This is a genomic window from Dyadobacter sp. 32, from assembly GCF_902506755.1.
GTDB lineage: Bacteria > Bacteroidota > Bacteroidia > Cytophagales > Spirosomataceae > Dyadobacter.
The window spans coordinates 1,820,801-1,846,258 of record NZ_LR735258.1; the positions used below are offsets into that span (position 1 = coordinate 1,820,801).

Genomic DNA, 25,458 nt, shown 5'->3' on the forward strand with positions numbered 1-25,458 from the left:
ATGTGCCAAAACCATGATGATGAGTTCCGGATGCGCACACCTGAGTTTGATGCCATTCACAGGAAACTCGACCGCCGCCACTTTTTAACCAAAACATCCCTTGGACTGGGTGCTTTGGCAATGGGTAGCCTATTTGGAGCAAAGGCGCTTTTCGGCGCATCGTCAAACCCTGCCCCCGCTGCAGGAGGCGACATGGAGCAGGAAATCCTGCGGGCTCTACCCCATATTGCCCCTAAGGCGAAGCGGGTTATATATCTTTTTATGGCAGGCGGCCCCTCTCAGTTCGAAACCTTTGATTACAAACCTAAACTGTACGATCTGGCCGGGCAAAACCTGCCCGATTCTGTAAGAAAGGGACAGAGGCTTACCGGGATGAGTTCCAGCCAAAGTGCCTTGCCGATGGTGCCGTCGATTTACAAATTTAACCAGCACGGTAAAAGCAAAACGTGGATAAGTGAGTTGCTGCCTCATACAGCGCAGGTGGTGGATGATCTTTGCATTATCAAATCCATTCACTCAGAAGCCATTAACCATGACCCGGCCATCACATTTTTCCAAACGGGCAACCAGCTTCCCGGTCGCCCTTCGATAGGCTCCTGGGTCAGTTACGGGCTTGGCTCCGACAATCAGAACCTGCCCACTTTTATCGTTTTGGTATCTAAAAATGCGCAAAAAGACCAGCCGCTTTATGCACGCTTGTGGGGAAATGGCTTTTTAGCGTCAAAACATCAGGGTGTACAATTCCGCTCGGGAAAAGACCCGGTTCTATACCTCAATAACCCCGAAGGATACGATGGGGCAGATCGAAAGGAAATGCTTGATTACCTGTCGAAGCTCAACCATTTGCAAAACGAGTCTTTCGGAGACCCGGAAGTAGAGAACCGCATTGCCCAATACGAAATGGCCTACCGGATGCAGACCTCCGTTCCGGAAGTAATGGACACCTCGGACGAACCCGACGAAGTTTTTGACTTATACGGGCCCGACAGCCGGGATTCGGGGAGCTATGCTGCCAATTGTATTCTGGCCCGGAAGCTACTCGAAAAGGACGTAAAGTTTGTTCAGCTTTATCACCAGGGATGGGATCAGCATGGGGGATTACCAAAAGGCATAGCCAATCAATGCAAACAAACCGATCAGGCCACCGGCGCACTCATCATGGATCTGAAACGCCGGGGCATGCTGGACGATACGCTGGTCATCTGGGGCGGTGAATTTGGCAGGACGGTTTATTCGCAGGGAAAATTAACTGCGGACAACTATGGCAGAGATCACCACCCTCGTTGCTTTACCATGTGGATGGCCGGAGCCGGTGTAAAGCCTGGAATCAGCTATGGCGAAACGGACGACTTCAGTTACAACATTGTGAAAGATCCGGTTCATGTGCATGACTTCCAGGCGACCCTAATGCACCTGATGGGTGTGGATCACGAAAAGCTCACCTACAAATTTCAGGGCAGGAGGTTCCGACTTACGGATGTGCACGGAAATATTGTGAAAGATATCCTTGCTTGATGTGGTATTTAAAATGAACCACCCAAGATCTATTGATGTGCCATTTAAATAAACCACCCTATGCGGGCCACCCTATGCGGGCCACCCTATGCGGGCCACCCTATGCGGGCCACCCTATGCGGGCCACCTAAGTTACCTAAGAGCACCTTAGGTTAACTTAGGTCCCTTAGGTGGTTTAAAAGATGTTGGCAGCGCTACGTGGTTATCACCAGTTTCTGAGCCATTTTTTGTGCTTTTAAAGCCAGCTCTGTAGCCAGGAAACAATGCGCCTGCGTCATGGCTGTTTCGGTGCGGTTGATCACATCATCCACCAGTTGTTTACCATAAGTCAGCTCTACTTTGCTGCAATCAACGTACTGCGTTTCTTTATTGTTGACCAAAAATAAATGGTTTCCGCCGTCCCGGCCACCAATATCTACATTTTTGCGAATCTCGATAAAACCTTCGGTTCCAAGCACCGTGAGCCGCCCGTCGCCCCAGCTTTTCAGACCATCAGGGGTAAACCAGTCCACGCGAATATAACCGGCACCACCATCGCCTTTTAACATCGTATCGCCGAAGTCTTCAAATTGCGGGTATTTCTGGTGGTTGATGTTACCGACCTGCGAGGCAACAATTTCTGCCTTGGTGGAATTAGTGAAAAACAAAAACTGATCAAACTGGTGAGAAGCAATGTCGCAAATGATCCCGCCGAAGCGTTTTTTGTCAAAAAACCATGGCGCCCTGCTATTTTCTGAAATCCTATGCGGCCCGAGTCCGATCGTTTGTACTACCTTCCCGATGGCCCCGCTCCGCACCAGCTCACCAGCTTTGATGGTCGCGCGGTTTTCGAGCCTTTCGCTGTACATAATCGAATAGATGCGCTTGGTTTCTTTCTGCACTTTCCGCACCTGGGCAAGTTGCTCCAGCGTTGTAATCCCCGGCTTGTCCGCCATGTAATCCTTTCCACTCTGCATCACTCTGATCCCTAGAGGCGCGCGCTCGTCGGGTATGGCTGAACTCAACACCAGGTGAATGGATTTGTCATCCAGAATTTCCTTTTCACTTTTGGCCAGTCGGGCATCGGGATAGCGTTTGGCAAAGTCCTTAACCAGATTATCCTCTTTTGCATAATAGGAAACCAGCTCACCACCACCTCGTTTCACCGCTTCCACCTGTCCGTATATGTGACCATGGTTCATTCCAATCACCGCAAATTTGATCCTGGGCGCTACGATTGGCGCTATGACATTTTCTGCCTCCGAAGGAACCTGAACGATATTTTCTGGTAAAACGGGTAACATCATCAATCCGGCTGCGGTACTCATGGAATTCTTCAAAAACTGTCGGCGGTTATCCTGTGTCTCTTTCATGTTTGCTGGTTTATTCTATATGGTTACAGTGGACAATTCCTGTCCACTGTCAATAGTGATAAAGACATTGTTATTCGTTTTTCTCCCCTACAAGTCCGGGATTTATTGAAGATTGCAGGAAAAGGTTGTGGAGATGATGGGAAAATATCTCAATTTTGATATTTCCAAGAATCAGCCGTTTTCATCGTTTTAGCGAAAAGAGTATGCCTTCAAACAAAGCCCTTCTGGTCATTGACATGCAAAAGGGTTCATTTACAGAAAAAACGCCCCGATATAATACCCCTGGAATTATAACGATTATCAACACGCTTACTGAGGCATTCAGAACAAATTCATATCCTGTAATATTCATCCAGCATGACGGGAGTGCTATGAATGAATACATTCCTGATACCGAGGAATGGGAAATTCTGGATGATTTAAATGTATGCAGTGGCGATATTTTAATCAATAAATATGCTAATGATGTGTTCTATCGCTCTAAGCTGGAAACAGTGTTGGAAAACTTCAACATAACTGAAGTATTTATTACCGGTTGTGCAACAGACTTTTGTATAGAATCCACAATCCAGTCTGCTCTAACAAAAGATTACAACATAACCGTCGTCGAAGATGGGCATACAACAGGTGAACGACCGAAATTGAAAGCGATTCAGGTGATAGATCACTATAATTGGGTTTGGCAAAATATGATCCCCACCAAAGGAAAAATTCGGGTTATACCTCATGAGCAAGTCCTTGACGGGATGATGATTTCCTGACACCAATTATCGCAGCCTAAGTTTGTTTCCCATCAGTGTTTGTTACCAATGGCAACCCCAAATGTGAGCCGGGAATCGTTGCGTTTTCTGGACGTTTCCACCACACTTTCATAAAAATTCTCAAAACTGGTCCTTAACGTGACATATTTGTTTAAAGGCAGCTCGACAGATACAATCGTATTCCACCGTAGATTACACATGTCGCTCAGGGAAGGCTGCATGAATGTGATGTGATTCAACCTTATTTTATCCTGTAAAAAAGCGTGTTTACCCTTCACCCTGAATGAATTACGGGCTGTGGTAACGGTTGCCTTTTCCCGGAAATTGGTCGATTCGTAGACAATCGCATTGGTGAGCGTGAGATTATTTGTTTTGGTGTTCAATACTCTGAACCCCAAACCAGCGCCCGCCATTTTACGCAGATCAATTCGCCTGAGATTACTATTTTCCAATATACCGAGTCCAAACAGGTACGTACGGCGCTTTTTGAAAACATCCACAAATAGGTCGCCATAGCTATCGCGCTCAGCCAGGATTCCATTTTGCTTCCCATAGGTAAATCTTGGATTTGTAACGATGGATATGACTGGCCCAGTGAACAACAGTTCCGCCCGCAACACCATGACCGTCCGGTTGACATTCCCGCGCGCAAAGTTCCCGTCACCCGTAAAACGGTATCGCGTTGTGTCGAGTAAAACAAATTTTTTCTTTTGCAGCGTGTCAGGAATCGTATCGGTTATTGTACTGGTGTTTGGTAAACGCGGTGAATCGGGTTGAATCTGCTGAGCAGTTGCCTCAGCCCAAATGACTATACAAAATAGTAAAACGAAGTTAACAGTCAGTGGGTTTAAGCTTTTTTTCATAAACATTTTTTTCAGTAAACCAGACAAGAAACGGCTCCCGGAAAGCCATTCACGGCAAGCAAATATGCCTGCTTACTACATTTTCCCCCAACACCTTCATCATGTCACTTACAGATTACCTGATCACATTTGACGAATTGCGTTACTGTTACAACGTATTTGAACATAATCTTTCTTATTTTACTGTATGAAAAAATATGTCATTATTTTGACTGCGTTACTCTTTGTCTGCAAAACTTCCATGCCGGTCCAAAGTGTGCCCAAAGTGCAGCACATTACTGTGAATGGAAAACTGCTGGCTCTCTGTTTCAGCAACAGGCTGCCGAATACCGCGCCGCCCAATAAGATTCCATCATCCAAAAGGCACTAAAAAGTTACTAAGGAGCCAATCCAAATATGCACCAATTTATTTTAGAGAATTTTCAGGTTACCGAACTTACGACCACCGTCATTTTACGGCATAGTCCTGAAATTGCAGATACACACCAACGTGGCTATTTTGATATTCAGCCACAATCCATTGAGCTGAATTATGCCGCGTTTATTCTCGCCACAGGACAGACTGAATCCAGATCTGTACTTGTCGAACAGAACTACCATACTTTAAAATTATCATGTGGCTGTAACGGAGTTAAAAACAGACTATGCGATCATCAGATCCAGGTACTTCACAATCTCATGAATCGAAAAGAGCTGAGATTGTTCTTTGACAAAAACCTTCGTTATGAGCGAATAAGGCAGGCCGCGAAAGACTTTGGCCTGGAAAACGAAAGCGATCCTGATGCCTATTTTGTTCTGAATTATATCAACAAGGAGGTACAGATCAAACCTAAACTTAAGGAACTTGTGATTGCCTAGTATAGGTTGCCTTCAGTTTAAAATTATGAATAAAGTTTAAAATTGAATTATACATTGATCTGGATTGTGATTTTTAGATTCTGATGCAGTCCAGATTTTGAGTTTAGGCCTTTCAGAGTCTTTACGTTCTTTGATTTTTTGTTCAAACGCGATCGGTGTAGCACCGTCTAGGGCTGAATGCGGTTTTTGGTTGTTATAAGTCTCAACAGCTCGTTTAACTTCTGTTTTTAGCATTTGAAAGCTTGTAATATTCCAATGAATCAGATACTGATTTTTGATGGTTCCGTTGACCCGTTCTATATGCGCGTTTTCATAGACAATGTTGCACATGCTGATACGAATTTTGTGCTCTTTCAGTAGATCAGTGTAGACGTCGCTGATGTATTGTCCCCCCCGATCCGAGTGGTGTATCAGTTTGTGCTCATAGCTGTGTAAACCCCTTATAGTCAGAGCCATTTTCAGAGCGGCGACATTGTTTGCAGCTCTCATGTTATCTGCAACAGAATAACCGACAATCAATCTGGAATACACATCCATGATTAAAACAATATAACAGTCTTTATTGTCGACTTTAAAGTACGTTAAATCGCTAGTCCACAGTTGATTAATATTATCAAGCTCTTTATCTACCAGCAGGTTCTGGTAACGGCTGTATGGACTGGAAAAGGTTGTTCGGGTTTTGTTCCGAAACACTTTCACCCTGAATCCATAGTAAATGCCGATACTGATGAAAGCATCTCTGCCAATACCTTCGGGCTGACAAAGTTCATAGATAGTTCGAATACCCATAGCTGGGTGAATCTCGCGTACCTGCATGATCAGCCCTAATACCAGCTCTTCCTGGTTTTGCCAGTGAATCTCTCGCTGCAAGGACTTATAGTGCCCTTGCTTACTGATCTGGCAATGAGTATACAAGCCGCTCATCGAATACATGTGGTTACTTAAATTCATACGAAAGTGCTCTAAGGTCCAGGATTGAAACTTTTTTTTAGATCGACATCCAGTTCCTTAGAGGCGATCTCAATGAGCTTATCCTGATAATCGATAATCATTTGTTTTTGACCAATTGCACGTTCCAATTCAGCAATTTTACCCTGCAACTCAACAAGTTTAACAGCTTCGCTATCTTTTTGTACAACCATGATAGTTCCCTTTTTGTGATCAGGAGAATATTTATAAATCCATTTGTATACGGTATTCTGGCTTACTGACCACAATTTAGAAAAAGACAGAATGCTGATCTCACCAGCCGAAATTTGCGCTACCTTTTCGCGTTTGAACTCTTCACTAAACACACGATATGGACGAATATTCAGTTTTGTACTTTTTTTAGTTTTTAATTTCGAATTGCTCATGTTAAAATTACCGTTTAAGGGCAACCTATGTTAGGCAATCACAACTTTTACCTGTTAACCATTCTACCGTTACCTATCTTCAGGAAAATTTACTACCCAAAACGGATGCCTCTGTCCCCCTCCAACAAGAGCCCGACAAGGCACTCAAAAGAATTGTGGTGATAGGTCAGCACAAATACTATGACCACTTTTATATTGAACTTCTGGAAGCATCACAAACAAAGGACGGGAAGATAAAAAATCCGTTAACAACCATTAATCCGCTGGATTTTATCTGGACCATCGACAGCCCGGAACAGTTGAAATTTTACAGCGCAGTTTCGAAGTTTCAGAACAATTACCGCAGCAAAGCCGATTCGGACATTGATGGTATCAGAGCCATTTGTAAAAATCCTGAGTCACTGGATTTTTATTATCATAACCTAAATATTTCGGAAAACCGAAACGCAGCCTCGCTGGTACCGATTAAGCTGCATAAGTCAAGTATAGAGCTAAGCCTGGCCGTTGACCATCTGACCGATTTCTATGAAATTTACGGGCATCTCATGCTGGATGGACGCCCTTTTAATATCGAAAAACTGAAAGTCAGTTATGATTTTTTCGTCCTGAATGGCGACGTCATGCATTTCGTTGATGACCTGGATATACTTCGTGCCATTGATTTTTTCAAAAAAAATAACAACCGGATCCTGATTCACCAAACGAAATACGAGGAATTCAGACTGGATATTCTTTCCAAACTGGAGAGAAAGGTACGCATCGTATATTCTTATCTCAAACCAGCTACTAAAGTACAGCTTGCCGAAACAGGTTTTGACCAGGAAATACGGAAAATTATTTACCTCGTGGATTCAGGTAATTACGTATCCATCACACCCGTGATGAAGTATGGAGAAGTGGAAGTCCCCATCTTTTCACAGAGCCAGATTCACGCCGCAGACAGCAAAGGGAATCCTTTTACTGTAACCCGCGACAATGATGCGGAGACCCGTTTTACAACCGAGCTGGTCAGAAAACATCCTGATTTTCAGGAACAACTGGGGTCGCAAAGCTTTTATCTGCACAAAAAGAGCTTTCTGGACGACGATTGGTTCCTGGACACCTTCGAGGACTGGCGCAACCAGGGCATCGTTATCATGGGATTCAATAAGCTCACCAGCAACAAGTTGAATGTACACAAGGCAAACATATCTGTCAATGTGGTAAGTGGGATAAACTGGTTTAATACCACCCTGAATGTAAAATTTGGCAAGCAGAAAGCGACGCTCAAAAACCTTCATAAGGCTGTGAGAAACAAAACCAGATTTGTTCAGCTCGACGACGGAACTACCGGCATTCTGCCCAAAGAATGGATCACAAAATTTGCCAAATACTTTGAGGCGGGGGAAATTCTGGAAGACCAGATCCTGACAGCTAAAATCAATTTTTCCAGTATTGCACAACTTTATGAAAATGAAGTTTTGTCGCAGGAAGTGCAGGCAGAGCTCGCCAACTACGCTGAAAAATTTGCGGGTTTTGATTCCATCCAACCTGTTGCAGTACCGGAAGGGCTGAAAACGACCTTGCGGGACTATCAGCTGAAAGGTCTGTATTGGCTTAATTTTCTTGACGAATTTGGTTTTGGAGGCTGCCTTGCCGACGATATGGGCTTAGGGAAAACGATCCAGATTATCGCCTTCATACTGTCTCAACGAAATAAAAGACATCAGAACACTAACCTGGTGGTGGTACCCACTTCATTGATATTTAACTGGCAGGCGGAAGTGGAAAAATTCGCGCCCTCCATTAAAATTCTCACCATTTACGGCTCCGCCAGAGCAAAAGAAATTACGACTTTTGATGACTACGAGATGATACTTACCTCCTACGGAACGCTGCTCGGGGATGTGAATTTCCTGAAAAATTATCATTTCAATTACATATTCCTTGACGAATCGCAGGCGATCAAAAACCCCGAATCACAGCGTTACAAAGCAGCCCGGCTACTTAAATCGCGAAACAAAATTGTACTGACGGGTACTCCGGTGGAGAACAATACATTTGATATTTACGGGCAGCTTTCCTTTGCATGTCCGGGCTTGCTGGGCAATAAGATTCATTTCAAAAATCATTTTTCCATCCCGATTGACCAGTTCCATGACACCCAAAGGGCTAGTGAGTTACAAAAGAAAATAAATCCTTTCATATTAAGAAGAACCAAGCGACAGGTAGCCACAGAGCTTCCGGATAAGACAGAAATGGTGCTCTACTGCGAGATGGGCGAAGAGCAGCGCAGGGTTTACAACGCCTACGAACAGGAGTTCAGGCTTTTTCTGGATACCAAAAACGAAGGAGATATCGCCAGGGTGCAAATGCATGTGTTGCAAGGGCTTACGAAATTACGACAAATATGTAATTCACCAGCACTGCTCAACGACCATGAATACTACGGCGATGCATCGGCCAAAATTGATGTGCTGATGGAACAGATTGAAGGCAAATCATCCCAGCATAAAATCTTGGTATTTTCGCAGTTTGTCACGATGCTGGACCTGATCAAAAAAGAATTGGAAACAAGGAAAATCTCATTTGAATACCTGACCGGACAAACCCGCAACCGACAGGTACACGTGGATAATTTTCAAAACAATCCCGAAGTTCGCGTATTCCTGATCAGCCTCAAAGCGGGCGGAACCGGACTTAACCTCACCGAAGCGGACTACGTGTACCTGGTGGACCCCTGGTGGAATCCGGCTGTGGAAAACCAGGCGATTGACCGTAGTTACAGAATAGGACAAAAGAAAAATGTGATTGCCGTGAGGCTGATCTGTCCCGACACGATTGAGGATAAAATACTCAACTTACAGGAATCAAAAAAAGACCTCGCCGACGGACTGGTGAAAACAGATGTTTCCATACTTAAATCACTGACAAAGAGTGATTTGCTTAATCTGGTGGGATAAATAAAAAGAAAGTAAGGCAGCGGCCCCAAACCAATGCATTGGATCAAAACTATACCATGCTACAAACAAAAAGAAACCGTCACTGCGGATAATAGGCTAATCTCATTGTTTTTAATTTAGCCCCTGAAAGTAAAATAATATTTGACACCTGGCACGTTACATGTTACATTTGTGTTATGATCATAAGCTTCAGACACAAAGGCTTACAACTTTACGCAACCAAGGGCGACTGCTCAAAGTTACAACAAAAGCATATTCCTAGAATAAAGCTGATTTTAACCCGTTTAGATGCGGCAAATGCACCCGATAAAATGAACCAAGTAGGGTATTATTTTCACGCTCTGAAAGGGGATTTGAAAGGGTTTTATTCGGTCAGAGTATCGGGAAACTGGCGCATTATCTTTCGTTTTGTTGGAGAGAACGCCGTAGATGTTGATTATGTAGACTATCATTAAATAGAAGGTATTATTATGGCTTTATTTGATCCAGCCCATGCGGGCGAACTTATCCGAGAAACTCTTGACGGAATCTATGAGGAAACAGGAAAAAAACTCACCGTTGAGCAGGTTGCCTCAGTACTGGGGACAACCCGTAAAACGCTGTCTGCGATTATCAATGGAAAATCTGCGGTGTCGCCTGAAATGGCAATCCGCTTGGGTGCGGCATTCCCTAACACGGATGCCGAGTTTTGGTTAGCCGTACAGAAAAATTATGATCTTGCTCAGGCGAGAAAGCGCGTAGATGCGTCTAAAATTCATGCAATATGGCAGCCAAAGGTGTTGCAGCCGGCTTAGGGAGGAAGACATGTTAAAAAGAGGACTTGCACCAACACACCCCGGTGAAATTTTGCGGGAGGATTATATTAAAGAACGTGGCTTAACAGTTACGCAGGTTGCAAAAGGATTGGGCGTTGCCCGTGAAAACCTATCTGCCATCGTTAATGGCCGCGCTGGCATTAGCCCGGAAATGGCAGTAAAGCTATCGGAAGCGTTCGGAAACTCAACCCAATTCTGGGTAAACCTTCAAAAAAATTATGAGGTTTGGCACGCAGAAAAAAAAGTTAACCGAGCAGAAATTCAACATTTTGCAGGGAGCGGGTTACAGCCTGTTTAGCTAGGATCCTGATTTTCCTGCTTCAATCCTTTGGCTTAACTTTCGGCAAGCCAAAAGCTCCACAAACGCAGAGAAGTCAACTTTCAAAAAGTTGACTTCTCTAACCCATCCAGTGGACCGGATTCTTTAACTCCCTTAACTTCTCTACTTCCTTTAACTACTCGTTAATCAATCACCCTGAACAACCTGCTCCACCGGATTTTTCCAAAGAAGCTGGTAGGATTGGGGTCGATGGACATCCACACAAACACGGCCTTTCCTACAATGTGGTCCATTGGTACAAAACCCCAGTAACGGGAATCTGCTGAGTTGTGGCGATTATCACCCATCATGAAGTAATAGTCCTGCTTGAAAGTGTAGCTTGTAATTGCTTTGCCTGCGATTTTAATGGCTGTTTCTTCCACTACAACATCTTCATTTCCTTCATAATCATGAATCACAGCACCATACATGGCCACGTTCTCGGGCGTCAGGTTCACGGTTACACCCTTTTTAGGTACCGTTACCGGACCGTAGTTGTCGCGGTTCCACTTGAACAGATCTGATTTGGGAAACAAACCCGGCTCGCTGATGTCTTTTGACGCCTTTACGAGTGTGATACTTTTAATGAAATCGTATTCCTTAAGTTTCTTGGTGATATCAGCCGTTGTTTTAACCAGATACCCCTGCTGATCGTTTCCAGGAATGGTATCGTTGAAAGTTTCGGTGTAGGCCGAATAGTCGGAAATGTCATTGTTCAGAAAAATCTTATCCTCATTGACACTGGTTGTGGTGGCTACGAAATATTCATCTTCCATTCTCGGAGGATTTGGCACGGCAACTCCGTTGGCAAAAACCTGCAAATCGCGCACCTCAATTTTATCCCCCGGCAACCCCATACATCTTTTAATGTAGTTGGTTTTCAGATCAACCGGATGTTGCAGCTCTGGAGGGTAATTGAATACAACCACGTCTCCCCTATGCACCTCGCTGAAGCCGGGAAGCCGGAACTGAGGCAACTGAACGGCATCGGTGTAAGAAGGAATATTGGTACCCCAAATAGTTTGATGCGTCAACGGCACCTGCAGAGGTGTTTTGGGTGTTCTGGTACCGTAATGAAGCTTGCTAACAAAAAGAAAATCTCCCACCAGAAGGCTGTTTTCCATGGAAGGCGTAGGAATGGTGAATGCCTCAAAAAACAGCCATCGAATCAAAGTGGCAGCTACAACGGCAAACAATATGGAATCAAACCACTCGCGTATCGCTGATTTCTTTTTTGAAGTCGAAGGGGTATCAGAAATTGTACTCTTATCAAATGCCATGTTATTAGGGAAAATTTGTTAAAACGTTGCAAAATTCAATTTTGAATGACCGGGTCGCGGGCGACGAATGATATAATGATCGAATGCTCCGTTGATTCTTCATTCTTCATTCTCCATTCTTAATTCTTCATTCCAGGTGGCTCAAAAGATCATTCATACCAAACACACCATGCTTACCATAGAGCCATTCGGCGGACACCACTGCGCCCAAGGCAAATCCCTGTCGGCTATGCGCCGTGTGTACGATTTCGATTGTATCTACATCTGAATCGTAACGCATGATATGTGTTCCGGGTACCTCGCCTTCTCTTTCGGCAGTGATGGACAAATAACCAGCGCCACCTTCCGGGGCGAGTTTCCAATCCTGCAGGTCATGCATTTCACTGACGACGTCTTCTGCCAGTGTGATGGCAGTTCCACTCGGTGCATCCAGCTTATGGATATGATGTATTTCCGTCATACTCGGCTTGTAACCTTGCCCGTTCATAAGCTTTGCAAGCTGCTTGCTTAGCTTGAAAAAAAGATTCACCCCGATGCTGTAATTGGAAGCATAAAAGAAGGCTCCATTCGTTTCCTGGCAAAGCAATTCAATCTCAGGACGATAATCCAGCCATCCTGTGGTTCCGCTTACCACAGGCCACTCTCTTTTGAGACAGTAGGTAATGTTGTGAAAAGCAGCTTCCGGAGCGCTAAATTCAATGGCTACATCCACATCATCGTCTGCCAGCTGATCGAGGTCGGCACGGTTGTTAATATCGATCCTGCCTGAAATGGTATGGCCTCTTCCTATGGCAATCTGTTCAATTGTCTTGCCCATTTTTCCATAGCCGAGTAATAATATTTTCATTTTTAAGCTTATAGGTTTTAGCGATTGGCAGTTAGCAATGGACGCCCAAATGGCACTTTGTTAGCTACTTTTGATACTTTTATTTCAGTTAATTATCTTTATTTCTCATTTACCTTTCAACATCTTACCTCTATTTCAAATTAAAAACCAGGCGAACCTGGGCCGTTGGTTGGCGCACCATGGGTTGAATCACCTTTGGTTCAATCCGCATGGATATATCCTCTGATAAATCAAATGTTTTTAAGTGTGCAGCAACATTGGCTTCTATGATCGACACCGTGTAGATCAAGCCCGTGGCAATGATAGACAGGCCTTTGTATCGTCGGTAGCTGTTTTTAACACGCCTCATCTGGTCTATCGTAAGCCGCAAAGAATCATTTCGCTGGCTCTCCCCCCCCTGTAAAATTCCCGATCTGTACTTAACAGGTTGTTTACCGTCTGCGGTTGCCGGCAAAAGTTTATAATCTGGGGCATCTCCGTAAAACTTTCGATAACCCTCTACAAAATCCTTGTAACGTGTGTTCCAATATATCGCTGTCCAGGTACCTCCTGCCATGGCTGCATACACGAGGCCCACTTTCCAGTAGTCACGGTTGTAAATCTGTCCGCCTCCCGGGATCAACGCCAGCCTGGTAGCCAGACGCGGATTGGGCATAAATTTCTGGCCTTTCCCTATGTTCAGTATGGAATCTCCGGCGGCAATCAAAACGCTATCCGATACCATTACCGACACGCCATTTTTCGCAGAACTATCTTTTATCATGATCCTCTGCCCTATCCCCTCATTTGCCAACAAAAGGAAAATCCCTAACCACAGCCAATTTTTCAACCCTTCTGATTAAATTTCAATGTTTCCAGAATCTTTTTCAATTCGTCCTGAGATGTAAACGGGATTTTTATTTCTCCCTTATGTTCATCGCTGCTTTTCACCGATACCTTGGCGCCAAAAAACGAAGACAACTGAAACTGTAGGGACTTGATTTCCTGGTTAATGGTTGGTTGTTTTTTGGGTTCAAGGGACAAATTACTCATCATGCCCAGCTTCCGCACTTCTTCTTCAACCTTACGCACCGACCAGCCTTCTTCAATGATTTTATTAAATATTTTGAGCTGGCTTTGATCACTGTTGATCGTAATAATCGCACGCGCGTGGCCCATGCTGATCTGATTGTCGCGCAGGGCCGCCTGGATCACCGGAGGCAGCTTCAATAGTCGTATATAATTATTTACCGTTGTACGGTTTTTACCAACCCTGATTCCCAGTTCCTCTTGTTTGAGATTACATTCCAGAATCAGCCGCTGGTAACTCAGTGCAATTTCTATTGAGTTCAGGTTTTCACGCTGAATATTTTCGATCAGTGCCATTTCCAGCATTTGCTGATCATTGGCCGTACGGACATAGGCGGGAATGCGCTCCAGCCCCAATAGTTTGGACGCCTGCAAACGCCTTTCACCCGAAATAAGCTGGTAAGAATTTTCACCCAGCTGCCGCACGGTTATGGGCTGAATGATTCCCTGAACCCGGATCGAATCGGCAAGTTCCTGCAGTGCTTCCTGATCAAATCGGGTGCGCGGCTGATAGGGATTGGCTTCGATGGTGTCCAGATCAATCTCATTCATCGAGCCTACGGTGTTCGAAGCAGCAATAATTGCGCTTGCTCTGGGGGGATTCACTTTTTCTGAATCCTTCAAAAGAGCACCTAATCCTCTTCCGAGGCCGGTCATTTTTTTATTTTTATTGCTGGTGTCCATCGTGTGTTAAGATCTGTCTGAACGAGTCAGTTTACGTCCAATTGTTTGTCCGATGAAAGCAATCCATTTTTGGTGAGTATCTCACGTGCCAGGTTCAGATAGCTGATCGCCCCTTTGCTGTCCGCATCCTGCGCCATAACAGGGATCCCATAACTCGGGGCTTCACTGATGCGAACATTTCTGGGTATGATTGTATTAAACACGAGCGATTCAAAGTGGCTGGTCACCTCATTGACAACCTGATTGGAAAGTCGGAGCCGGAGGTCGTACATGGTCAAAAGTATCCCCTCTATGATCAGGTCCGTGTTTAGCCTCGATTGGATGATAGTAATCGTATTGAGCAGCTTACCCAATCCCTCCAATGCAAAATACTCGCATTGAACCGGAATGATAACCGAATCGGCGGCAGTAAGACTGTTGATCGTAATAAGGCCCAGGGATGGTGAACAATCAATAACCACGAAGTCGTATTCCTCCCGTACCTCTGCAATGGCATCTTTCATTCGGTGCTCGCGATTCTTAAGATTAATCATCTCAATTTCAGCACCAACAAGATCTATATGTGATGGCAGTAAGTAAAGGTTGGGAAATTCAGTTTCCAGAATAATATCCGCAGTCCTTGCCTCCTCTACCATGCATTCATAGATGCTATTCTGCATTTCCTGAGGGTTAAAACCTAACCCTGATGTGGAATTGGCCTGTGGGTCTGCGTCAATGATAAGCGTCCTGAATTCAAGTGCTGCCAAACTCGCAGCCAGGTTAATCGCCGTTGTAGTTTTACCTACGCCTCCTTTTTGATTTGCAATTGCAATTACTTTGCCCATGTATAATTTGAATTACCAGTGCCAAATTTCCATTATTCGGCCCAAACGACCAAAAAATGTTCCACGCAGTTTTATTTACAACAAATTAAAGCCTATCAATCAAACAGTTAAACAATATTATTATTTGATTAAAAAATGTTAAAGGCTCAAAAAGGGTAGTGTTTCACGCCCAAACCTGGGTTCCCTCGGTGCAATTCTTGCACATTTCGATCTCCGAACGCGACCTTATTAATGAAGCCCGGAAGTCGGTATATTTCTTACCCTTCCACAACTGCCTGAAAGTTTGCAATTTCATGTCCCCCAGCTTGTACTCGGCGTCCTTATCGAAACAGCAAGGAACCACCGCCCCGTCCCAGGTAATGACACAGGAGTGCCACATTTTCCAGCAATGGTCGATAAACTTGTTTTTGATGGAGTAGCGTCCGCCCTCGTGCTTTTCATATCTAGAGTACTTATCAATGGTCGGGATCAGGTCAGAACCTTGCTCGTAGTCGTAGATTTGGGCGGTTTTAAGGCCTACCTCGTCTACGCCCATCTCCAGTGCCAGTTTCTTTACATCTTCAATCTGATGCTCGTTGGGTTTCACTACCAAAAACTGAAATATTACGTGCGGCGTTGCAGACTTCAATTCCCGTTTCCATTTGATGATGTTTCTCGTACCTTCCAATACCTTTTCGAGATTGCCGCCGATGCGATATTGTTCGTAAGTATCCTGGGTGGTTCCATCTATGGAAATAATCAACCTGTCCAATCCCGACTCCACGGTCTTTCTGGCCTTTTCATCATTGAGATAATGGGCGTTGGTAGAGGTCGCCGTGTAAATGCCCTTATTGTGTGCGTAACGGACAAGTTCAAAAAATTTCGGGTGCAGATAAGGCTCCCCCTGAAAGTAAAAAATCAGATACAACAGTGTATCGGCAAGTTCATCAATTGTCTTTTTGTACAGCTTTTCCTCCATCATTCCGGTTGGCCTGGTGAAAGATCTTAATCCACTGGGACATTCCGGACAACGCAGATTGCAGGAAGTGGTAGGCTCAAAAGATATGGCAATGGGCATACCCCAATGCACCGGATTGCCCGTTGCTTTTGAATAAAAGTAACTACTCAAAATCTGAATCGCATTCCAGGCCCTCTTTGGCGTCACTTTTGACATCAGGTTCAGACCATCCTTAAAATTTTTATTCATTTCGTTAGCTCTTAGCTGATAGCTGATAGGCTATTGGCTGCGTTATCCTTACTTTATTTCTAATAACCGTGGCGAACCTCTTTGGGTCATTAGCCTGATTTAACCTTAATGCCTTGACTACTAACCAACGGAAATACCCGTTGTATACTTGATTTCAGATATCACAAAATAGCTGCTAATGTGTAACACGCTTTTGAGGGCAGAAAGTTTATGCTGGTAAAACTGGTTGTAAGCTTCACCGTCTTCTACCACTACCTTAAGCATGTAATCGAAGTTGCCGGAAACAATTGAACATTCCAGTACTTCACCCATACTGGCCACCGCGTTATTGAAGTCTTCAAAACTCTCCTTACGCTGCTTATCCAGGGTTATGTTACAGTAAACCACCAATGATTTCCCCAATTTTCGCCGGTTGAGCAGGCAAACGTACTTGTCAATAAAACCTTCTTTTTCCAACTTCCTGATCCTTTCATGTACAGGTGTGACAGAAAGATTTATCCTGCTGGCTATCTCCTTGATAGTCAACTGTGCATTTTGTTGTAGTAATTCCAGTATCTTCCGGTCTGTGAGGTCTGGGTGCATAAAGTTTTTTTTTCGTCGTTTTTCCGGTAAATGAGCCTGAAAAGAAAATAATAACACAAATATGGCCAAAAACAGTTTTCTTTTCTATCCTTCTGAATTCTTATAGAAACTTTTTCCACGACAGATTAATTTTGTCCTGTATCAGACTGACACTATCCAGCACCCTTTAAATTCTCATATTTTATGATCATTGGCGTTCCAAAAGAAATTAAGAATAACGAAAATCGGGTGGCCGTTACCCCCGCCGGTGTTACCGAATTCCTTAAACACGGGCATACCATTTATGTGCAAACTGAGGCGGGTTACGGGAGCGGATTTTCCGACGAGCTATACATTGAAGCAGGAGCCATCATTCTTCCTACCATTGAGGATGTATACGCCATCGCTGAAATGATCATTAAGGTAAAAGAGCCTATCGCCAGTGAATATCCATTGATAAAAGAAAATCAGTTACTGTTCACATACTTCCATTTTGCTTCATCTGAACCATTAACCCACGCCATGATAGATCGCAAGGCGATCTGTCTGGCGTATGAAACCGTAGAAAGGGTAGACAGAAGTCTGCCCCTTCTCATTCCAATGAGCGAAGTGGCCGGCAGGATGGCCATACAGGAAGGTGCCAAATACCTGGAAAAACCGATGGGAGGTTTTGGCATATTACTTGGAGGTGTGGCGGGCGTCAAACCAGCCAATGTGCTGGTACTGGGTGGCGGGATCGTGGGTACTCAAGCCGCCAAAATGGCAGCAGGCCTGGGCGCCAACGTTACCATTGTGGACATCAGCCTGGCAAGGCTGCGCTACCTGGAAGACATTATGCCAGCCAATGTGGATACCGTTATGTCCAACGAATACAACATCCGCCAACTGATCCAGAGTTCGATTCTGATCATCGGGGGTGTGCTGATACCAGGCGCCAAAGCACCTTCGCTCATCACCAGAGACATGCTCAAATTGATGAAGCCTGGTACCGTCATGGTGGATGTGGCGATTGATCAGGGCGGCTGTTTTGAAACTTCCCATGCTACTACGCATGAGGATCCAATTTACGAAGTGGATGGTGTGGTACATTACTGTGTGGCCAATATGCCCGGGGCAGTGCCATACACGTCTACACTGGCACTTACCAATGCCACCTTGCCTTACGCTTTATTGCTCGCCAATAAAGGATGGAAAGAAGCCTGTGGCGGAAATGAGGAACTGCGCAAAGGTCTCAACGTAGTCAATGGCAAAGTGGTGTTCAAAGGAGTTTCCGACGCATGGAACCTGCCGTACACCGAAGTAACCGAAATACTATAACCTTTCCCGTTTAGTGTTGCAAGGCCGGAGTCTTCCTTGATTCCGGTCTTGCATATTGTACTGGGTTTTTATCGCGTATATGCCACCCCTCTCCCGAAATACTGATAAAATTTATTGAAAAATATCTAAATTGATATTTTTCAAATATTTCAGCCTGATATTCAGCGGTGTTATGGATACACCTCTGGAAATATTACAATTATTTTCATGTACCACGTTGTATATTTGAATATAATTGATACTTTTGCATAAATTTTTAGAACGAACATCCGTTCGCTTCTCTGCTTCAATCACGGTACCGACGAACATTTCGTCCCCAGCCTTTAACATCGTCCGGTTGGTTTTTCCCGTTTCGTCATGCAGAGCCCCACGGATGGTTGGTGGTGGGCTTAGCGCAATCCCCTTTTAAAGAGATAAACTGGCAGTTAAGATATCGTCGTGCTTCGTCGACACGGTTCGGACAGTATCCACACTGAATGGTTTGAGCAACATTTTGCGCAGGTTTTTAGCCTTGCCAGTGATTATCAGCAATTTGCTATTGCGAAATAATGACTCTCAAATACCTACGAATCGAAACTTAACTGTGTTTACAAAGAATTTAATAACAAAAAGAATAGAATGACTACTGAAACAATTGAAGCAACCGAAACATTTGCAACCTTTTCTGATCTTGGCATTTCAGAAACTATCCTGAAAGCCCTGACCGAAATGGGTTTTGAAAAACCCTCTCCGATTCAGGCTCAGGGCATCCCTGCCGTGATGCAAGGATCTGACGTGATTGGTCAGGCACAGACCGGAACCGGAAAAACCGCCGCTTTTGGTATACCTGTATTAGAAAGAATAGACGTAACAAACAATGCCGTTCAGGCCCTTGTACTTTGCCCTACCAGAGAACTGGCTGTACAGGTTTCCGAAGAAATAGGCCGCTTGGCCAAATACCAGAAGGGACTTCGTATCGAAGCCATTTACGGTGGAGACTCCATCGACCGCCAGATTCGTTCTCTGAAAAGAGGTGTCCATATCGTTGTGGGAACACCGGGCCGTGTAATGGATCACATGGAACGTCGCACGCTGAAGTTTGATCAGGTACGTATGATGGTACTTGATGAAGCAGATGAAATGCTCGATATGGGTTTCCGCGAGGACATCGAAAGCATTCTGGCGGAAATGCCTGAAGATCGCCAGACGATCCTTTTCTCGGCTACCATGTCAAAACCGATCATGTCGATCACAAAACGTTTCCTGAATGACCCGATTCTGATCAAAGTGGTTCGCAATGAGCTAACCAACGTCAATATCGAGCAGGTTTGTTTTGAGGTAAAACCTCAGGCCAAAGTGGAAGTAATGACGCGTCTGATCGACATGTATCACCTCAAATCCCTATTGGTTTTTTGTAACACCAAACGTAAAGTGGATGAGATCGTTGAAGATCTTCAGCTTCGTGGATACGCCTCCGAAGGTATACATGGCGATCTGCGTCAGCAACAGCGTAGCAATGTCATGAGTAAATTCAAGGCGGGTGTGACTACGATCCTGGTGGCGACAGACGTAGCGGCAAGAGGGATTGATGTAAGCGGACTTGATGCCGTAATCAATTATGACATTCCCTTGGATGAAGAATATTACGTACACCGTATTGGCCGTACAGGCCGTGCAGGAATGTCGGGTAAAGCCTTCTCTCTGGTTGCCCGTGATGAAAAATTCAGACTAAAAACCATTGAGAGCTATACCAAAGTTAAAATCGAGAAAGGGGTTATTCCCTCTTTTGAAGATATCGTTGGCGTTCGTAAAGCGCGGTTTGTAGATAGTATTGCCGCGACCATCAATGGAAGCAGTGATGCGGATCTGTACCAGGATGTTTTAGATATGCTGATTCATAGCGGATTCTCCACCGAGCAGATTGTAGGCGCCATGGCCAAGCAAATCATGGGTGTTCAGAAAAACGAATACTCGGATAGCAACCTGGCATGGGAAGAAAGGCGTGGAGGCGACCGCCCGGAACGTCGCGGTGATGACCGCCGTGGTGGTGAACGCCCAGGCGGAAGGTTTGGCGACCGTCGCGAAGGTGATCGTTTTGGTGATCGTCGCAGTGCACCAAGCAGCGATCGGTTTGCTCCCCGTACGGAATCCCGCAGAAGTGAAGGCGGAAGGGATGAGTCAAAACGCTCAGCTACACCTGAGGCCGGTATGACACGTCTGTTCCTCAGCCTTGGCCGTAAAGACCATATACTTCCCAAAGATATCGTTGGAGCCATCGCCGGAGAAGCTAACATCCCCGGAAAAACCATCGGTGCTATTGATATTTATGACAAATTCACATTTGTAGACGTGCCCGAACGTGACGCACGTGCCGTACTCCGTGCCATGGATGGCAATACCATCAAAGGCAAACCCGTTCAAATCGATATCGCTAAGTAATTAGCCAAAACCAATAGATTACAAAAAACCGGAGGCGAAAGCTTCCGGTTTTTTTGCATTCCAGAATAATACACATTTCACATCTCACACGGCCCCGGCCGCCCGGCTCACATCTCACATCTCAAAAAAAAACCTAACTTTCCGCCATGGATAAAAAAGACAAACTGGAAGTATGGCTTCGTGGACCCGTTCCCGGTATTCCCGAGCTGCTTCAGCCTGTGGCACATGCACTTCTTCAGGCGCAGGAGGAAATCAATGCCCTGGACAAACCCTTTCCAACGGACCTTCTTTGGACCAAACCTGCCGGTTTAGCGTCGGTGGGCTTTCACATGCAGCACCTCAAAGGCGTACTCGACCGGTTATTCACCTATGCCAGAAATGAATCGTTAACCGAAATCCAGCTCAATTACCTGAGACAAGAAGGTATTCCTCCCTTTCCCGAATGCACGTTTAAGGTTTTGCTTCATGCATTCAACGAGCAGATTGAGGTGGCACTTGCACAATTAAGAAACACCAATGAAAACACCTTAACACAGATCTGTATGGTTGGACGGGCCCAGATCCCTTCTACACAGCTTGGATTGCTGTTTCATGCTGCCGAACATACGCAACGACATCTGGGGCAACTCCTGGTAACCTCAGCTATCGTATGTGACAACCGTCCTGGGAATGCTCCATCACGGCGCCAGCAATTATGAAGGCCTGGCAGTGTAGTATATCGCACTAATCATTACTTTTACTATTTGTCCTAAATTTCTCAAAATATCTATGCAACTTCTCAAATCCATTTTACTTTGCTCTCTATTGCTTACAGGCAGTCTAACAGCCATTGGTCAAAAAAATCCAGAAGACAAGGCCGGCTGGAAGCTTGGGTCTCAGTCATACACCTTTCGACTTTTCACCTTTGCCGAAGCATTGAAAAAAATTGACAGCTGCGGCCTCAAATATGTCGAGGCTTTCCCGGGACAAACTATTGGCGGAGGTATTGAGGGCAAAATGGACTTCAAAATGGATGCAGCGAAAAGGCAGGAAGTAAAAAATCTCCTTAAAAAAAGCGGGGTGACCATGACCGCTTTTGGTGTTGTCAACGGAGCTGACGAAGCCGAGTGGATCACACTTTTTGAATTTGCAAAGGATATGGGTATTCTGAATATTGATACAGAGCCGAAACCGGAACAGTTTGCCTACATTATTCCACTTGCCGAAAAATATAAGATCAACGTGGCGCTGCACAATCACCCAAAACCATCCCGCTACTGGAGCCCCGACACGGTGCTCAAATATGCGGCAAAAAGTAAATTCATTGGTTCCTGCTCGGACATAGGCCACTGGGTAAGATCGGGCCTGGACCCGGTTGCCTGCCTGAAGCAACTGGAAGGACACGTGATGGGCATGCACTTCAAAGATGTGGTAAAGGATACTCCCGAAGGCAAATACCATGACGTGGTATGGGGAAAAGGGGATAGCAAGGTAGATGGCGTTATTGCAGAGATGAAGCGGCAAAAATTCAAAGGTCCGATTTCCGTAGAATATGAATATCACTGGGAGAACAATGGCCCGGAAGTTGCGGAAAGCGTTAAATACTTTCGCAGCGCTTACCAGAGAATAAAGTAGCGTACAAGATCAGTTCATAATCAAATCTGTTTTACACTTATCAAAAAAAATATGAGTTACAACCGCCGCCTTTTCATCAAATCTGCGAGTGCCGCCGCCGCTGGTTCACTTGTATGGTCTCTTTCCGCCTGTGGTACTTCGGGAGATAAGTCAGGAAGTGCTGATACAACATCAGTAACAGACGCTGCTTCCGCAACACCATCCATACCGGATTTCGGTCTCCAATTGTACAGCGCGCGTGATGTGATCGGTGCAGACCCCAAAGGAATACTGAAACAGATCGCAGGATTTGGTTATAAAAAAATAGAAAGTTACCAGGGCGATCAGGGGATTTTTTGGGGTATGACTCCAAAAGAATTTAAAACTTACATGGATGAACTGGGAATGACCATCGTAAGTTCGCATGCTGATACGACTAAAAATCTTGAAAAAACAGCCGCAGAAGCGGCAGAAGCCGGCCTTTCGTACATTTTGCAACCCTACATCGGCCCGCAAAAATCATTGGACGAGTGGAAAAAAAGGGCTGATGAATTCAACAAGCGAGGGGAGATTTGTAATAAAGCCGGAGTAAAATTTGGCTATCACAATCACGATTATTCCTTCAAGGAAATGGAAGGACAAATACCGCAGGAGATTTTACTGGATAATACAGACAAGTCGCTGGTGGTTTTTGAACTGGATCTGATGTGGATTGAAGTACCGAAATACGACACCGCCGCTCACCTTAAGAAATATGCCGGGCGCTACGAACTTTGCCATGTAAAGGATTTTGTACGTGAGCCTAAGGTAGAGTCTACCGATTTGGGTAAAGGCATTGTGGATTATCCGTCATTATTGAAACTGGCATCGGATAGCGGTATAGCTCATTTCATTGTGGAGCAAGAAGCCTATCCCGAGCCTGTGATGAAATGCATCGAAAACGACGCGGAATACATGAAGAAACTGGTGTTTAAAGGGTAGTGAAATGTAAAATGTAAAATGTGAGAAGTGAGATGAGAGATGCCCATTTTACATTTTACTTCTCACATTTTACTTCTCACATTTCACTTCTCACAATTACTATTCCTCGCTTCGCACATTGAAAAGCCGCCTGAACCAACTTTGTCGTTCGGTGGCTTCTTCTTTTTGATCGAAGGAAAAACCCTGCATATCCCTCAGGTCCGGCTGCCCGGCGTTGATCCAGCAAGTGTACCAAAAGTCGCCCACTGCCTGGACAGACGCTTTCATCCTTCTTTCTACCTGCCCTGCCAGCATGCGATGATATCGCTCCGAAAAATCTTTTGAATAGGATCTGGTAAGAATATTGTTCCTTAATTCGTAGGTGTACTTCTTATCCTGATCAAAGGCAGCAGTGAGTTCCTTTTCAAACCGAAAAACCGAATCGCTTGCCGCATGTGAGGCGGAAACAATTTCCCAGGCTTTTTTTGTAACATCATCGATGTAGGCGACGGACCCGATCCAGAGGTCATAATCTGAGGCAAATAATTCAGGCAGGCGAGACTCCCAAAAACCGTGAATTCCATCCTGCCCGGAAAGCTGTCCGTTATAATTACGGGTAGTGTGTAAAGGCACATGTGCATCGGCGACGTAATGACCCAGATCTGCCGATATCCGAAGTATCCTCCTGGCATCCTTTGCCTTAAACGCTTCTGTCAATTGATAGGATGCCGTCTGCAAATGCCAGGGAACGATTCCATGTTTCCGTAGACTATCCTCTCCTATTTTTTCAACGGCAGCTAGCCAGAATTTCGGTAAAACTTTCAATGCACTGTCGCCGTAAACATCCAGATCAATAAAGTGGCGCTCAGCTTCGCCAACTACCGCATATCTCCGCTGATCCGGATTCACCGCATTTTCTGTCAGATAATCGATATGCCGTTTGTAAAAATGCTGCATCTCGGCAGGTAACCTATATACGGCCAAACGATTGATCCGCTTATGAGCCCAGAAACCCCATGAAGTCCGGAAACCGCAAGTACACGATAAAATCACGGCTAAAAGGGCCCCACAGAGCGATTTTGCTAAAAATAAATTGCTTTTAATTACTTTTTTTTTCTTACTCAGGGTTCGTGATTCCATATTTAATTCGGGAATACCTGTATGTTCATCTTGAACCATTTATACCTAAAATCCGAAAAAAAGTAACAAAAACAGCCAAAATTCATCGCATAATCCGGGTGTTGATCCTTTTGTCCATCATCGTCACTGTTTTTAAACCGCTCAACATGGGTTGCAACAAAAATTAACAGCCAAATACCCCAATATATAATTCCGCCATTTAGCTAAAGACCTATTCTTTGTTTCGATTTTGACCAAATAATCAGAATTAGTTATATTTATTATGCAAATAGTACAATGTTGAATTTATGTTTTACATTTGTTTCATTAAACGATAAGATCATTAAAGAAGAATCAAAATGAGACCAAAAAATAAAACAATAGGATATTTAATCCCTGTATTTTTTCTGTGTGTATTTATGCTTGTAATTTATGGAGCGTATGTTCCTCACAAGCAAGCCGAAATTCAGCGTGTGGTATGTATTAAGTTCAAACCAGGTACTTCTGCAGAAATGATTGAAAAGCACTTACGCGATTTCGCAAGTATGAAAAACAACGTGAAGGAGTTGGTTGCTTATTCAGCCGGACACGTTCAAAAAACCGAAGGAACGGCTGATCAGTTTGATGTAGTACATTATCTGACTTTTCGCACCAATGAAAGTGCACAGCAGTATGCTCTAAACGCAGACCGGGAGGAATTCGTAAAGAATAATGAAGCAAAGTGGGCAAATGTTCTGGAAATGAACTCCCACATTGAAAAGTAATTAACAAATAGTAATAGGAGTGAAAATTTTTAAAAAGAGCCGGGCTTCCCGACTCTT

Annotated in this window: 25 protein-coding genes; 13 read left to right on the plus strand and 12 right to left on the minus strand. The window is 44.6% G+C overall.

What is annotated here, in order from left to right; all coding sequences use genetic code 11:
* Complete coding sequence (locus DYADSP32_RS07300; RefSeq protein ID WP_149243344.1) at window positions 1-1,515, plus strand: DUF1501 domain-containing protein; 1,515 nt, start codon at window positions 1-3, stop codon at window positions 1,513-1,515.
* 194 nt (window positions 1,516-1,709) lie between these two features.
* On the opposite strand, the gene DYADSP32_RS07305 is transcribed toward DYADSP32_RS07300, so the two are convergent.
* Window positions 1,710-2,867, minus strand: coding sequence for a Gfo/Idh/MocA family protein (locus DYADSP32_RS07305; protein WP_149243343.1), 1,158 nt, complete (start codon window positions 2,865-2,867; stop codon window positions 1,710-1,712).
* A gap of 203 nt (window positions 2,868-3,070) precedes the next feature.
* On the opposite strand from DYADSP32_RS07305, the gene DYADSP32_RS07310 reads away from it, so the two are divergent.
* Window positions 3,071-3,628, plus strand: coding sequence for an isochorismatase family protein (locus DYADSP32_RS07310; protein ID WP_149243342.1), 558 nt, complete (start codon window positions 3,071-3,073; stop codon window positions 3,626-3,628).
* A gap of 32 nt (window positions 3,629-3,660) precedes the next feature.
* Here the strand turns inward: DYADSP32_RS07310 and DYADSP32_RS07315 are convergent, their stop codons facing one another.
* Window positions 3,661-4,491 (minus strand): DUF481 domain-containing protein, encoded by an 831-nt coding sequence (locus tag DYADSP32_RS07315; protein ID WP_149243341.1) that lies wholly within the window; start codon window positions 4,489-4,491, stop codon window positions 3,661-3,663.
* 396 nt (window positions 4,492-4,887) lie between these two features.
* Here DYADSP32_RS07315 and DYADSP32_RS07320 point away from each other — a divergent pair, with 396 nt between their 5' ends.
* Window positions 4,888-5,349, plus strand: coding sequence for a hypothetical protein (locus DYADSP32_RS07320; protein ID WP_149243340.1), 462 nt, complete (start codon window positions 4,888-4,890; stop codon window positions 5,347-5,349).
* A gap of 36 nt (window positions 5,350-5,385) precedes the next feature.
* On the opposite strand, the gene DYADSP32_RS07325 is transcribed toward DYADSP32_RS07320, so the two are convergent.
* Window positions 5,386-6,300, minus strand: a complete 915-nt coding sequence (locus DYADSP32_RS07325; protein WP_149240058.1) for an IS3 family transposase — start codon at window positions 6,298-6,300, stop codon at window positions 5,386-5,388.
* A gap of 11 nt (window positions 6,301-6,311) precedes the next feature.
* Complete coding sequence (locus DYADSP32_RS07330) at window positions 6,312-6,704, minus strand: transposase (RefSeq protein ID WP_149239641.1); 393 nt, start codon at window positions 6,702-6,704, stop codon at window positions 6,312-6,314.
* A gap of 158 nt (window positions 6,705-6,862) precedes the next feature.
* Between DYADSP32_RS07330 and DYADSP32_RS07335 the strand changes: the two genes are divergently transcribed.
* The 4 genes from DYADSP32_RS07335 (at window position 6,863) to DYADSP32_RS07350 (ending at window position 10,759) form a co-directional block, all read left to right on the plus strand.
* Window positions 6,863-9,646 carry an SNF2-related protein gene (locus tag DYADSP32_RS07335; protein WP_414617596.1) on the plus strand — a complete coding sequence of 928 codons (2,784 nt, stop codon included), beginning with the start codon at window positions 6,863-6,865 and terminating at the stop codon, window positions 9,644-9,646.
* 176 nt (window positions 9,647-9,822) lie between these two features.
* Window positions 9,823-10,101, plus strand: a complete 279-nt coding sequence (locus DYADSP32_RS07340; protein WP_149243338.1) for a type II toxin-antitoxin system RelE/ParE family toxin — start codon at window positions 9,823-9,825, stop codon at window positions 10,099-10,101.
* Between the two features lie 15 nt (window positions 10,102-10,116).
* Window positions 10,117-10,440, plus strand: coding sequence for a HigA family addiction module antitoxin (locus tag DYADSP32_RS07345; protein WP_149243337.1), 324 nt, complete (start codon window positions 10,117-10,119; stop codon window positions 10,438-10,440).
* A gap of 10 nt (window positions 10,441-10,450) precedes the next feature.
* Window positions 10,451-10,759, plus strand: a complete 309-nt coding sequence (locus tag DYADSP32_RS07350; RefSeq protein WP_149243336.1) for a HigA family addiction module antitoxin — start codon at window positions 10,451-10,453, stop codon at window positions 10,757-10,759.
* A gap of 164 nt (window positions 10,760-10,923) precedes the next feature.
* Here the strand turns inward: DYADSP32_RS07350 and lepB are convergent, their stop codons facing one another.
* The 7 genes from lepB to DYADSP32_RS07385 form a co-directional block, all read right to left on the minus strand.
* Window positions 10,924-12,060, minus strand: a complete 1,137-nt coding sequence (lepB, locus tag DYADSP32_RS07355) for a signal peptidase I (RefSeq protein WP_149243335.1) — start codon at window positions 12,058-12,060, stop codon at window positions 10,924-10,926.
* A 127-nt stretch (window positions 12,061-12,187) separates the two neighbouring features.
* Entirely contained in the window at window positions 12,188-12,907 is a 720-nt protein-coding gene (gene dapB, locus DYADSP32_RS07360; RefSeq protein ID WP_149243334.1) for a 4-hydroxy-tetrahydrodipicolinate reductase, read from the minus strand.
* Window positions 12,908-13,037: 130 nt separating this feature from the next.
* Window positions 13,038-13,670, minus strand: a complete 633-nt coding sequence (locus DYADSP32_RS07365; RefSeq protein WP_414617597.1) for a DUF5683 domain-containing protein — start codon at window positions 13,668-13,670, stop codon at window positions 13,038-13,040.
* 62 nt (window positions 13,671-13,732) lie between these two features.
* Window positions 13,733-14,659: a ParB/RepB/Spo0J family partition protein gene (locus tag DYADSP32_RS07370; RefSeq protein ID WP_149243332.1), complete on the minus strand. Its 927-nt coding sequence runs from the start codon at window positions 14,657-14,659 to the stop codon at window positions 13,733-13,735.
* Window positions 14,660-14,685: 26 nt separating this feature from the next.
* Window positions 14,686-15,483 carry an AAA family ATPase gene (locus DYADSP32_RS07375; RefSeq protein WP_149243331.1) on the minus strand — a complete coding sequence of 266 codons (798 nt, stop codon included), beginning with the start codon at window positions 15,481-15,483 and terminating at the stop codon, window positions 14,686-14,688.
* 163 nt (window positions 15,484-15,646) lie between these two features.
* Entirely contained in the window at window positions 15,647-16,669 is a 1,023-nt protein-coding gene (locus DYADSP32_RS07380; RefSeq protein WP_149243330.1) for an SPASM domain-containing protein, read from the minus strand.
* Between the two features lie 120 nt (window positions 16,670-16,789).
* Window positions 16,790-17,251, minus strand: coding sequence for an Lrp/AsnC family transcriptional regulator (locus DYADSP32_RS07385; protein WP_149243329.1), 462 nt, complete (start codon window positions 17,249-17,251; stop codon window positions 16,790-16,792).
* Between the two features lie 183 nt (window positions 17,252-17,434).
* On the opposite strand from DYADSP32_RS07385, the gene ald reads away from it, so the two are divergent.
* From ald to DYADSP32_RS07410, 5 genes are all read left to right on the plus strand, one after another.
* Complete coding sequence (gene ald / locus DYADSP32_RS07390; protein ID WP_149243328.1) at window positions 17,435-18,547, plus strand: alanine dehydrogenase; 1,113 nt, start codon at window positions 17,435-17,437, stop codon at window positions 18,545-18,547.
* 618 nt (window positions 18,548-19,165) lie between these two features.
* Complete coding sequence (locus DYADSP32_RS07395; protein WP_149243327.1) at window positions 19,166-20,965, plus strand: DEAD/DEAH box helicase; 1,800 nt, start codon at window positions 19,166-19,168, stop codon at window positions 20,963-20,965.
* A gap of 146 nt (window positions 20,966-21,111) precedes the next feature.
* Window positions 21,112-21,663, plus strand: a complete 552-nt coding sequence (locus tag DYADSP32_RS07400) for a DinB family protein (protein ID WP_149243326.1) — start codon at window positions 21,112-21,114, stop codon at window positions 21,661-21,663.
* Between the two features lie 70 nt (window positions 21,664-21,733).
* Window positions 21,734-22,579 carry a sugar phosphate isomerase/epimerase family protein gene (locus DYADSP32_RS07405; protein ID WP_149243325.1) on the plus strand — a complete coding sequence of 282 codons (846 nt, stop codon included), beginning with the start codon at window positions 21,734-21,736 and terminating at the stop codon, window positions 22,577-22,579.
* 51 nt (window positions 22,580-22,630) lie between these two features.
* A complete protein-coding gene (locus DYADSP32_RS07410; protein ID WP_149243324.1) occupies window positions 22,631-23,539 on the plus strand; it encodes a sugar phosphate isomerase/epimerase family protein in 909 nt (302 codons plus the stop codon).
* Window positions 23,540-23,638: 99 nt separating this feature from the next.
* On the opposite strand, the gene DYADSP32_RS07415 is transcribed toward DYADSP32_RS07410, so the two are convergent.
* Complete coding sequence (locus tag DYADSP32_RS07415; RefSeq protein WP_414617598.1) at window positions 23,639-24,502, minus strand: zinc dependent phospholipase C family protein; 864 nt, start codon at window positions 24,500-24,502, stop codon at window positions 23,639-23,641.
* A 554-nt stretch (window positions 24,503-25,056) separates the two neighbouring features.
* Here DYADSP32_RS07415 and DYADSP32_RS07420 point away from each other — a divergent pair.
* Window positions 25,057-25,401, plus strand: coding sequence for a Dabb family protein (locus DYADSP32_RS07420; protein ID WP_149244933.1), 345 nt, complete (start codon window positions 25,057-25,059; stop codon window positions 25,399-25,401).
* Window positions 25,402-25,458 lie beyond the last annotated feature (57 nt).